The sequence below is a fragment of the Pedobacter sp. AK013 genome (assembly GCF_014205835.1).
In the GTDB taxonomy this organism is placed as follows: Bacteria; Bacteroidota; Bacteroidia; order Sphingobacteriales; family Sphingobacteriaceae; genus Pedobacter.
The window spans coordinates 29,879-43,019 of the sequence record NZ_JACHCQ010000035.1; the positions used below are offsets into that span (position 1 = coordinate 29,879).

Annotated in this window: 4 protein-coding genes; all 4 read left to right on the forward strand. The window is 40.5% G+C overall.

Going from position 1 to position 13,141, the window contains the following annotated elements:
* Positions 1 to 27 precede the first annotated feature (27 nt).
* Positions 28 to 4,203 carry a two-component regulator propeller domain-containing protein gene (locus HDC90_RS20455; RefSeq protein ID WP_184469686.1) on the forward strand — a complete coding sequence of 1,392 codons (4,176 nt, stop codon included), beginning with the start codon at positions 28 to 30 and terminating at the stop codon, positions 4,201 to 4,203.
* Between the two features lie 1,052 nt (positions 4,204 to 5,255).
* On the forward strand, positions 5,256 to 8,330 hold the full coding sequence (locus tag HDC90_RS20460) for a TonB-dependent receptor (protein ID WP_255497779.1): 3,075 nt from the start codon (positions 5,256 to 5,258) through the stop codon (positions 8,328 to 8,330).
* 10 nt (positions 8,331 to 8,340) lie between these two features.
* Positions 8,341 to 10,224, forward strand: a complete 1,884-nt coding sequence (locus HDC90_RS20465; RefSeq protein ID WP_184469688.1) for a RagB/SusD family nutrient uptake outer membrane protein — start codon at positions 8,341 to 8,343, stop codon at positions 10,222 to 10,224.
* A 27-nt stretch (positions 10,225 to 10,251) separates the two neighbouring features.
* Positions 10,252 to 13,128 carry a SusC/RagA family TonB-linked outer membrane protein gene (locus HDC90_RS20470; RefSeq protein ID WP_184469690.1) on the forward strand — a complete coding sequence of 959 codons (2,877 nt, stop codon included), beginning with the start codon at positions 10,252 to 10,254 and terminating at the stop codon, positions 13,126 to 13,128.
* Positions 13,129 to 13,141: the final 13 nt, after the last annotated feature.

Genomic DNA, 13,141 nt, shown 5'->3' on the forward strand with positions numbered 1-13,141 from the left:
TTATTAATACAGCAAAATCACTAAATTATGCTCAAAGGGTCTGCATATCTATCATTAATTCTATTTATTCATGTGCTTTTTGGCGCTGGGAATGCCGTATCACAACCGAAACTGCCGCAGCCTGAATTGCGTTTTACTTCTCTCACCTCTAAAAACGGGTTATCGTCTAATAATGTAACAGTAATTTTTAAAGACAGATACGGTTTAATGTGGTTTGGTACCGAAGATGGATTAAATAAATTTGATGGGACTAACTTTACAACCTATAAACACCAGGCAAACGATTCTGCAAGTATTCAGGCTAATGAGGTTAAGGCAATTCACGAAGATCGGAAGGGAAATCTTTGGTTTGGTACCAGTGGAGGTTCGCTTGCACTTTTCAATAGAAGAAAAAATTCTTTCATCAACTATCATGCTTCAAATACTCCAACAGGATTCAGTCACAGCCTGATCAGATATATCACCAGTGATTATTTGGGTAAAATATGGGTGGCAACTTTTACCGGGCTCGATGTTTTTGATCCAGACACTAAAAAGGTTTCCAAGTTTCCAATAGCAGCCGCACAGTTTGGCAAACTTCCGCCGACAATGATAAATATCATGATGGAAGACAGCAAGCATAGGATGTGGGTGGGAACAGACGATGGGTTATTTCTTTATAACCGAAAAAAATCTTCCTTTACTAGAATAGGATCTGCAGCAGATAAACCAGTCCAGTTGGCGGGAACTATGGTAAAGTCTTTAGCTGAAGATGATAACGGTAATATCTGGATCGGCACCACCTCTGGCCTGAGTATGCTTAAATCTGATGGTATGGGCTTTGAGAATTATCAACACATTCCAGGAGATCCCAGTTCACTGAGCGATAATATTGTTCAAAGTATAGCGGTAGCGCCCAACGGTCAATTATGGCTCGGCACCGAAGATGGCCTTAATGTTTTTGATCTCGGTACGAAAAAAGTAATGGTATACCGGCCAAATCCCCGAAACTCTTATAGCCTGCGGGGAACCAGTGTAAAATATGTGTATATAGATAAGGAGGGAATATATTGGCTGGGTTTATACCGCGAGGGGATTAATAAGTTTGATAGCAACCTCAACCTGTTTAACCTGATTAAAAGCAATGTTTTTGATGTATATGGTTTAAATGCACCCGTGGTAACTTCATTTGCAGAAAAAAACAACAATAATATATATGTAGCTACAGAAGGGGGCGGACTGAGTATCTTCAATAGAAATACGTCCTTGTTCCACAAAGTAGAGCTGGAAAAACGGGGTTTGCCCTCAAGGATAACCCTCATGTCTCTATTTGTTAGTTCGGCTAAGAAAGTCTATCTGGGTACCTTTGGCTATGGCCTTATCGTTTTGGATTCAACTTTAACCAAAGCTACATCCTTTAGAAAAACAAATAAAGATTTTGGCCTTAATTCAGACGACGTGTTTTGCATCACCCAGGATAAAAGTGGCCTAGTGTGGGTGGGCACCAATGGAGGCGGAATCAATGTTATGGATTCAAACCACAAGGTTGTTTTTAGGTATATGAGCAAAGCTCAGTCGCCCATAGATCGCAATTTTCCGCTTAATAATTATATACGTTTTATTAAAGAAGACCGGTTCGCAAACATATGGGTAGGTTCTCATGGTTCTGGAGTGGCTATGATTAGTGCTGATAAGACCATTATTAAACATTATAACGAGCTTAATTCGGGCCTTCAGGGCGATGTTGCGCAGGCTTTTCTTGAAGATTCCAAAGGACGGATCTGGATCGGTACTGCAGGAGGTGGCTTGAATTTACTTGATCAAAAATCAAATAAATTCATAAATTATACTGAGCGTGACGGTTTGGCAAGTGCTGTTGTCGACGCCATCATAGAAGATGACAATCATAATATTTGGTTAAGTACCAGCAAGGGGATTAGCCTTTTCGATCCGAAAACACAAAAATTCAGTAACTACGGCATATACAATGGGGTTCAGAACAATAACTTTATCAGGGGAGCTGTACTGAAATGTAAAGATGGTGAAATATTCTTTGGCGGAGCAGAAGGCATGAACTACTTCAATCCGGCTGGATTTAGAAAAAATAAAAATGTTCCATCAGTGCTTTTTACCGAGCTAAAGATTTCCAATAATCTAATCGAGGCGAGCGAAGACGGACCCATAACCGACCATATATCTGTTGCAAAAAGAATTGACCTGGATTACAAGCAAAATTTTTCACTGAGTTTTGTAAGTGTAAACTATACCGCACCAGAACAAAACCGTTATAGTTATAAGCTCGAAGGTTTTAATAAAGAATGGATTGATGCAGGTACAGCTAAAACCGTTTCTTACACCAATCTCGATCCCGGGGAATATACTTTTCATGTGCGGGCGAGTAACAATGATGGCGTTTGGAATACAACGGAGTCTTCGATAAAAATAATAGTACATCCACCGCTCTGGAGAACAATATATGCTTATGCCTTTTACCTGCTCGCTATAGCCGGTACTTTGCTTTACATTCGCCACCGGGGGATTAAAAACCTGGAAAGAAAGTTTGCGCTGGTTCAGGAGAAAACAAAAATTGAGCAGCAGATTTTACAGGATAGAAAAGAGGCAGAACGGCTGCATGAACTGGATTCTCTAAAAATTAAATTTCTCACCAACCTCAGTCATGAGTTTCGTACGCCGCTTTCACTCATCCTGGGGCCAGTTGAAAAACTTCTTTCACAACAGGGAGACGATACCAAAAACGCCTCTCTTAAAATAGTGAAGCGAAATGCCCGCCGTTTGCTTAACCTGGTGAACCAAATTCTTGATTTTCGTAAAATTGAAGAAAATGAGCTCAAGATAAATAATACGTCTGGTGAGCTGGTTTCCTTTATAGCTGATGTAATAGAATCTTTCAATGATTTAAGTGAACGTAAATCTATAAGTCTTTCCTTTCAAACCCAGTTCGATAGCTATCCAACTGAATTTGATCATGACAAATTGGAACGTATTTTATTTAATTTGCTCTCTAATGCGTTTAAATTTACACCATCAGGTGGTACTATCACCGTTGATTTGAAAAGGACACAACGCGATGGGCAGAAAGAGGCTGTTTTGATAACCGTTAGCGATACCGGCATTGGCATTAGCGAGGAAGAACAGCAGAAAGTATTCGAAAGGTTTTTCCAGGCAGATACAGAAGTTTCCATTCTTAACCAGGGAAGTGGGATCGGGCTCTCCATCATTAAAGAATTTGTCAAAATCCAGGGAGGTAGTATTGATTTACAAAGTGAAGTTGGAAAAGGTACCCGTTTCATTATTACCCTGCCTTTACCGTTACTAGACCATATCGAAAAGCTTAATCTGGATTTTTCTAGTCCGGAAACTCTATCACAAATTCATGAAGAGGCTTCAGATAAAGCAGTAAGCGAAACAGATGCAGAAATCCATACCATTCTTCTGGTAGAAGATAATCAAGATCTCCGAGAATATCTCCGAGATAATTTGAAGTCCAACTACCGCATTGTAGAAGCAGCTGATGGTAAGGAGGGTTGGCAAAAAACACTTGCAAACCATCCGGAACTTATTGTTAGCGATATTAGCATGCCAAATATGACAGGTATTGAGCTGTGCAAAAAAATAAAAGAAGATAAAAGGACAAAACATATTCCGGTTATTCTACTAACCGCGCTCACTGGCGAACAGGAACAGTTGACGGGCTTGGAAATCGGGGCCAATGACTACCTCACCAAGCCATTTAATATCGATATCCTGAATATTAAAATCAAAAACCTTTTGGTACTCAACCGGACCCTGAAAAATACTTATACCAAACAGATAAAAATGGAGACGGCCGAAATTTTAGTTGAATCACATGGTGATAAGTTACTCAAGAATATTCTGAAATACATTGAAGATAATATCAATAATTCGCAATTGTCCGTTGAGGATTTAAGTAAAAATGTAGGGATGAGCCGGGGCTCGCTCTACCACAAAGTGCTGGAATTAACAGGGCTTTCGCCTGTGGAGTATATACGCTCGGTAAAGCTCGATAAAGCTGCTGGTTTATTAATTAAAAGTGATCTGAACATTTCTCAGATTGCCTATCTGGTAGGCTTTGCAACGCCAAATTATTTTGCGAAATCATTTAAGTTAAAATTCGGTATGCAGCCTTCAGAATATTTAAATCTGTACCGTAAGCCAGACAATTCTGCCGGTTTGGAAAATTAGGTGGAATTAGCCTTTGTGCAATCGATTGTTTTAGGTAGCCAAAAACGTTTTACTATATGTAATATCCTGATAATTAATGCATTTGTTCGTTTTTATTTTTCATAACATATTGTTTTTCAGATGTTTATGATGATAGAACATTTGTAGCTGATTTATGAACAAATATTCTAACCTTCAGATTCGTTTTTGAGCTATGTTTGGATTTAACCAAATAAACTCTTAAACAATGACTAACCAATTAATCAACTTCTATGAGGAAGGCCGATGCAATCTTGCTCCCGCTAAATGGGATCAAACCTGCATAAGCTGTTCTATCCAGATCAACCCACCAATCCGGTTTTTTTATTTTTCAAGTTTGTGGAGTGCTGTGTAACTAACCGCTCTGTAATAGCTTGCTGTATAAAATAAAAAATAAGGCTTTTGGGTAAAGCCCTCAACCAGGAAGTACATGTCCATTTTATTAAACCCTTTCCATTTACCGGGAAGCATTGGTGTATAACAGATCAACCTGAAATTCATTAACTCAGGAATTGTGCAATGCTTTGGTTAAAACTAGTTGGTAAGGAGGTTTAAATACCGATGGGCATACACCGATAAAATAACAAACTATGGAAGTAAAATTACCCGGACCGGAAATACTGATTATAAAAATATTGACCCTAAAACGCAATTGGATGAAACCACCAACATAATAGCATCATTTAATTGAAGGGGTGACAGTTACTATATCGTGTAGCTAATCGTTATTGAAGAAAAATCAGCACATCAGACTTTTCTTCTTATTTACAAAAAACACTAACCAAATAAATAATGCTAAGAGAATTACTTAAAATTCCATTTAGGAGAACTGCTTTCTTTCAAAACGTTTCATCGGAAATGAAATATTTCAGAAAGCTATATCGAAACAGATGTTATCAATCTTACCCAACATTCTCAATAAATGATCTCGAAAAATGAAAAGAATTATACTATTGCATTTTGCTGGGGATAACCTGGTTTCGAAGAGGCAACTCTTTAAAAGATGTTGTTTAACAATGCTAACCTTGATGCTGATGATTGAAATAACATTTGCACAGCAGACAAAGGTAACCGGAACAATCTTTGATAATAAGCAAACCCCATTAATGGGTGCCACAGTTACTGTTAAGGGCACAAATATCCGTACGCAAACAGATATTGATGGCCGGTTTGTGATTAATGTACCCGATGATCGGTCAATTCTAGTAATTGGCTATGTGGGTATGCTAAGTAAGGAAGTTTCTACAAAAGGGAAAAATAACCTTAAAATTGTTCTTTCCGAAGATCAATCAAACCTTAACGATGTTGTAGTTATTGGTTACGGTACACAGAAAAAAGCCAGTGTGGTAGCCGCCATTGCACAAACTACAGGTAAGGTACTGGAACGTGCCGGAGGTGTATCGAGCATAGGTGCTGCATTAACCGGTAATGTCCCGGGTGTGATAACCACTGCCAGTACAGGAATGCCCGGCGAGGAAGATCCTCAAATACTTATCCGCGGCCGCAGTACCTGGAACAATACTGGTCCGCTCATTTTAGTGGATGGAATTGAACGCCAGATGAGCAGTGTGGATATCGGTTCAGTAGAAACTGTATCCGTATTGAAAGATGCTTCTGCAACTGCTGTATTTGGGGTAAGAGGAGCTAATGGCGTAATCCTGATCACCACCAAACGTGGTCGTGAGGGGCAGGCGTCTATTAGGGGTACCATCAATAATGTAATTAAATCTCCATCGCGCTTACCGGGAAAATATGATTCTTATGATGCCCTGACCATTAAGAACCAGGCTATTGAAAATGAACTTTCCCTAAAACCAGAAAGTTGGGCCGATTATCTGCCACAGGCTACGATTAATAAATACCGTTACCCGGCAAATTTAGCGGAATCTGAACGCTATCCGAATGTAAACTGGGACGAGGTATTGTTTAAAGATTATGCCATGTCGAACAATGTAAACCTTAACATTTCGGGTGGAACCTCCAAAGTGAAATATTTTGCCAATGCCGATTACCTGTACGAGGGTGATTTGTTCCGCACCTTTAAAAACGATCGCGGCTACGAGCCGGGTTACGGTTTCAATAGGTTAAATGTGAGAAGCAACCTCGATTTTCAGCTGAGTAAATCCACGCTGTTTAAAGTAAATCTATCGGGTTCGAGAGGTGTGAAGAAAAGTCCATGGGGCAATTCCAACAGCGATTATTCTTACTGGATATCCGCATATTCCACTGCTCCGGATGTATTTATGCCGCAATATTCTGATGGTACATGGGGCTATTATGCACCAAATGTGCAAAAAGGTTTAAACTCTGCCCGAAACCTGGCCATTAGCGGTGTAGGCTATACCACCACCAGCAGGATTACCACCGATTTTACACTTGACCAGGACCTGGGATCTTTGGTAAAGGGTTTGAACTTCAAAGGTACCATAGCCTTGGATAATACTTTTATCGAAGGAAACAGGGGGATTAATGATTTATATAATGGTATGCAAAGCAAATGGATAGATCCGAAAACCGGATTGACCACTTATGAGCAGGCATTTGACGGAACCAACCGTTTCGATTTTCAGAATGGAATTAACTGGACCACGAGCGGTGGTGCTGTGCAGGATTGGTCAACCCAACGCAGATTATTCTACCAGGGCCAATTAAATTACGCTGTAAAATTGGGTACCAACCACAACATTACGGCTATGGGACTTTTTAACCGGAATGAAGTAGCCACAGGAAGTGAGATTCCAAACTACCGCGAAGACTGGGTGTTCCGTACTACCTACAATTTTGCCAATAAATACATGATCGAATATAACGGTGCGTACAATGGTTCTGAAAAATTCAGTACGAAAAATCGTTTTGCATTCTTTTCATCCGGAGGATTGGGCTGGATGCTGAGTGAAGAGAAATTTATGAAAGGCATCAAATTTTTAGATATGCTTAAGTTGCGTGCTTCATACGGAGCCATTGGCGATGATAATGTAAGCGGTCGCTGGCTTTATCTTACGCAGTGGGCCTATGGCAGTCAAACCAAACTCGGTGTAACTGGTGAGGGTTCTGAATTAAGTCCGTACACCTGGTATAAAATATCGGCGCTTGGTAATCCGGATGTGCACTGGGAAAAAGTAAAGAAAACTAATTTTGGTGTAGATTACAGTTTTTTAAAAGGTATGTTCACCGGAAAGGTTGACTTTTTCCGAGACCGTCGTACAGATATCCTGATTCTCGGCGCTAACCGTGCCATTCCTTCTTATTTCGGTGTTGATGCACCGGTGGCCAACCTGGGTATTGTACAAAACAAAGGTTATGAGCTCGAGCTGGCATTCAATAAAAGATTAGGGCAGAACTGGCGACTTTGGGCTAACATAAACTATACCCATGCAAAGGATAAGGTGCTCGAAGCTGATGATGCAGAATTGTTGCCTGAATACCAGAAAAGGGCTAACAAACAAATTAGCCAAAGTTATTCCTATGTGAGTGCAGGAAATTACAATACCTGGGATGAACTTTATGGCAGTACCATTCACGATAATAACGATGGGCAAAAATTACCAGGCAATTATTATATCATAGATTATAACGGAGATGGTGTTATCGATTCAAAAGATAATATTCCTTATGGTTTTCCATCAAACCCTCAAAATACCTACAATGCTACATTCGGCGTAGACTGGAAAGGTTTCAGTCTGTTTGTTCAGCTTTATGGCGTAAACAATGTAACCCGCCAGGTGGTGTTCAGCAGTTTAGCCGGCCAGAACCATCTGGTGTACAATGAGGGTTCTTACTGGACCAAAGATAATCCTAATGCTGATGTACCACTACCCAGGTGGCTATCTACCGCCAGTGGTTATACTTCAGGTAACCGCTACATGTACGATGGATCTTACATCCGGTTAAAAAATGCAGAATTGGCTTATACCTTCGAAAAAAGCAAAAGCTTCATCAAACATATCGGTATGGAATCGCTGCGGGTATATGTAAACGGAAACAACCTGTATGTATGGACCAAAATGCCTGATGACCGGGAATCCAATTTTGCCGGAACCGGCTGGGCATCGCAAGGTGCTTATCCAACTGTAAAGCGATTTAATATTGGGGCCAACATTACTTTTTAATGCTACAATCATGAAAAAATATATCAAAACGTTAGTATGTTGTACCATTATCTGGTCAACAGTATCCCTTTCTTCGTGTGAAAAATACCTGGATAAAGCCGATGAAACCGTGATTTCGGAAAAAGAGGCTTTTAAGAATTTTGTTAATTTCCAGGGCTATACCGAAGAACTCTACAACTGTATTGTAAATTTTAGCACAAACTACTGGACCAATTCCTGGAATTGGGGTGAGGATGAGATCACTTCAACCGCCGGAAACTTTCATTTCATCCATAAAATAGACGATGGAAATTTCTGGGGCTGGCAAGCTGAATTTGATGGCTGGGGATCTGGATGGATGAACCACAATAATTTTAGCACGAATAACGACCGCTTTAACAAGGATCTTTGGAAAGCGGCCTGGTATGGGATCAGTAAAGTAAATATGGGGCTGGCCAATATGGATAAGATGACAGATGCTACGGAGGAGGAAAGAAATCTCATTAAGGGGCAACTGCTGTTTTTCCGCGGTTGGTTTCACCACAGACTGATGGAATATTTTGGTGGATTACCTTATATAGATACCGTTTTGCCTACCGATTCAAAGCTAAATCTTCCACGCTTAAGCTATAAAGCGTGTGCAGACAAAGCAGCTGCAGATTTTAGGGCTGCTGCCGATATTTTACCGGTTAACTGGGACAATACCACAGCTGGTAAACGTACGCTGGGTAAAAACCAATTGCGGATCAATAAAATCATGGCTTTGGGTTACCTAGGTAAAAATTACCTGTGGGCAGGAAGTCCACTGATGAATTTTGAATCAACCGGCAGCAAAACCTATAACTCGGAATACTGTAAAAAAGCAGCAGCTGCATTTGCTGAACTGCTTACCCTTACTGAAAGTGGTAGCACCCAATATGCACTGGTAGATTTCAAAAATTATTACCGTAATTTTTACACCAGTGGGCAAAACTGGGATTTACCCGGAAGTACAGAAGCCATATTCCGTGGTCCGTTTTTTAGTGCTAATAACTCCAACTGGGGAACGAGTAAGCAATACACACCAGTAGTTATTTCAGAGGGCGATCTAAAGTTTACGCCTACGGCCAATTATGTAGATTATTATGGCATGGCCAATGGCTTGCCGATCCCGGATATTACAAAGGCCGACAGTGATTCAGGTTACAATCCCGAATATCCCTGGAAAGGAAGGGATCCGAGGTTTTACAATGATATCGTTTTTGACGGCGTAAAATTTGTACAAGGTGCAATGGGTGCCAGTGATGAGAAAAACAGGTATGCCAATTTATACACAAGCGGAAGTTATAGGGATGTAAGTACCGGAAGTAGAACTGGTTACGTCTTACGTAAATTTATTCCTATCACTGCTAATAAATATGATAATGGTTATTCATATGGCAATAGCCTTCACATTTATGTTCCTTATATGCGTTTGGCCGATGTATACCTGATGTATGCTGAAGCTGCACTGATGGGATACAATTCGCCTACAGGTAAAGACCCGGGTTTTTCTAAAACAGCTGTAGATGCCATCAACGTGATCCGCGCCAGAGCCGGAGTAGCTAATGTAGCCGATAAATTCCTGACTTCGGTAGATGGATTTTTGGGTGAAGTAAGAAGAGAGCGTGCCGTAGAATTATCATTTGAGGGCCACCGCTTTAACGATCTACGCCGCTGGTTACTATTGATTGAGAAACCATATACCTTAAAAACATCACTTGAGTTTGACCGTAGCGGAACTTTCAATACTACTGATCCTACCGCTAACCGGGTGGTCAACATTAAAGAAGTGGTTATTCTGGAGCGGAAATTTAGTCAGAAACATTATTGGCTACCACTCAAAAATGCCGACGTGAACATGTATGCAGATTTTAAACAAAATCCAGGCTGGTAACGGTGTAAACTAATTCAAACGAATGAAATGAAACAGATCAAGATAATATCAGCCTTTTGCCTTGCCGTTGCCTTTTTACTGCCGGCAGCAGGATTCGCGCAAACCAATAGGCAGATCAGAAAAAACAATAAATCCGTTATTAAAAACGAAAAAGGCCTGCCAAAAGATACCGCATTTGTAATGCCTCAGGTAGATTCTGTACAGGTTGCATTCCGTAAGGTGCCTAAACGAGACCTTTTAGGTGATGTTTCTGTATTAGACCTTTCTCAATTGATGGAAAAAAACTATTCCACCTCCAGTCTTGAAAACCTGGATGCCCTTTTGCCTGGTTTTAACGGTAACATTTGGGGAATGGGTGGCTACCTCGTGCTGGTAGATGGAATTCCGAGAGATATCAATAACATTATGCCAACAGAAATCGATCAGGTTACTGTACTCAAAGGTGTTAATGCTGTAGCGCTGTATGGTAGCCGCGCAGCCAAGGGCGTGCTGTACATTACCACTAAAAGAGGAGGTAATTATGAACAGAAGGTAAATGTAAGGGCCAATATTGGTTTGAATGTTCCTAAAAGCTATCCACAATTTCTGGGATCTGCTGAATATATGACCTTATATAATGAAGCGCGCAGGAATGACGGATTGCCAGACCTTTACAGTCAGCAAACCATATACAACTATGCCTCCGGAACGAATCCTTACCGTTATCCTAATGTAGATTACTATTCTTCAGATTATCTGAGAAACAGCTATGGACGAAACGACCTGACCGCAGAAATTTCAGGCGGAAACAACCGCACGCATTATTACACCAACATCGGCTATTGGTCAGTCGGTTCACTACTGAATTTTGGCGAAGCCGTAAAAAACAGCGGCGCCAACCGTTTTAATGTGCGTGGAAATATCGATGTAAAACTGAATAAGATCATTTCCCTAAATGTAGATGCTACGGCCAGTTTTTATACAGGCAAAGGGGTAAATACCGATTATTGGGGCAGCGCAGCAGTGGTTAGACCGTACCGCTTTGCACCACTTATTCCTATCAGTATGATCGAACCTGGTGATGCAGCATCGCTGGCACAAGCCAATAACAGCAACAACATCATTAATGGCAGCTACCTGTTGGGCGGAAGTCAGCTGGATCAGACGAATAGCTTCGCCAGCATTTATGCAGGAGGCTACAACCGGAATGTATCCCGTCAGTTCCAGTTTAATACCGGGATAAATTTTGACCTCAACAGCTTAATGCAGGGACTGAGCTTTAAAACCTTGCTTGCCGTTGATTATTCCAGCACTTTTAATCAATCGTATAACAATACCTATTCGGTTTACGAAGCAGCATGGAACAATTATGCCGGCTTTGATCAGATTTCGAGTTTAACGAAGTATGGTATTGATGCCAGATCAGGCGTACAGAACGTGAGCGGAAGTGCCTACCGCCAAACCATTTCTTTTTCCGGTCAGTTTAATTATGCGCGTACTTTTAAACAAAAGCATAACGTTACCGGATCATTGCTGGGCTATGGTTTTAACATTAGCGAATCTTCGGTTTATCATGCTACCAACAATGCCAATCTTGGCTTACAGCTGGGCTACAACTATGATCATCGCTACTATGCCGATTTCAGTGGTGCGTACGTATATTCAGCAAAATTACCTTTGGCAAACAGAGGTGCTTTCTCCCCAACACTATCTCTTGGATGGCGCTTAAGTGAGGAGCCTTTCTTAAAAGGTTCTAATGTAATTGATAACCTAAAAATAACTGCATCAGCAGGGATATTAAATACCGATTTAGATATTAATAATTATAATCTATACCAAGGGTATTATACCTATAATGATGCCGCCTGGTATAGTTGGAGAGATGGTGGTTTGGTTCATACTTTTGATAAAAGGAGAGGAGATAATCCTAATTTAAAGTTTCCTCAGAGAAGAGAAATTAATATCGGCCTTGAAGGATCATTCTATAAGAACCTGATCAACTTTACTGCATCTGCATTTTTCGATCAAATGCGTGGCAATGTGGTACAACCAGGTGTACTTTATCCTTCTTATTTAACAACAGGTTTCCCGGTTTATTCTGATATTCCTTACGTAAATTATGATAACGATCAGCGCAGAGGATTCGACTTTGGCATCAGGATGAATAAAAAAATAGGCAGTATAGATTGGAGCCTTGGTGTAACCGGTACCTATTACGATACCAAAGCTACCAAACGTGCCGAGTCTTACGAGTTTGCTTACCAGAACAGAACAGGTAAACCATTAGATGCCATTTGGGGGCTTGAAAACTTGGGCTTTTTTAATAGTAATGCAGATATTGCCAATTCTCCAAGTCAATCTTTTGGGCAAGTTAAACCTGGAGATATTAAGTATAAAGATCAGAATGGCGATGGTATTATCGATACCCGGGATGAAATTTATCTTGGCAAGGGAGGATGGTTAGGTGCACCGTTTACTTTGGGGGTTAACTTAACAGCTAAATGGAAAAATTTGACCCTTTTTGTACTTGGTACAGGCAGATATGGTGCTAAAGCTATGAAGAATAGCAACTATTTCTGGGTAGATGGAGAAGATAAATACTCAATAGTAGTAAGAGATCGCTGGACTCCGGAAACGCAGGCGAGTGCAACCTATCCAAGGCTAACTACGGCCACCAGCGATAACAATTTTAGGGCTTCTGATTTTTGGCTCTATAGTACAAATCAGTTCAACCTGTCTAAAATACAATTATCCTACCAGTTTCCTGTAAGTATGTTTCAAAAAGGTTTCATCAAAGAACTTGGCGTATATGCAAGCGGTATGAATTTATTAACGCTTGCTCCTGAACGAGAAATTCTTGAACTAAATGTGACTTCTTCCCCTCAAACCAGGTTTTATAACCTGGGGTTAAAGGCACAATTTTAATCATCCATAAAAT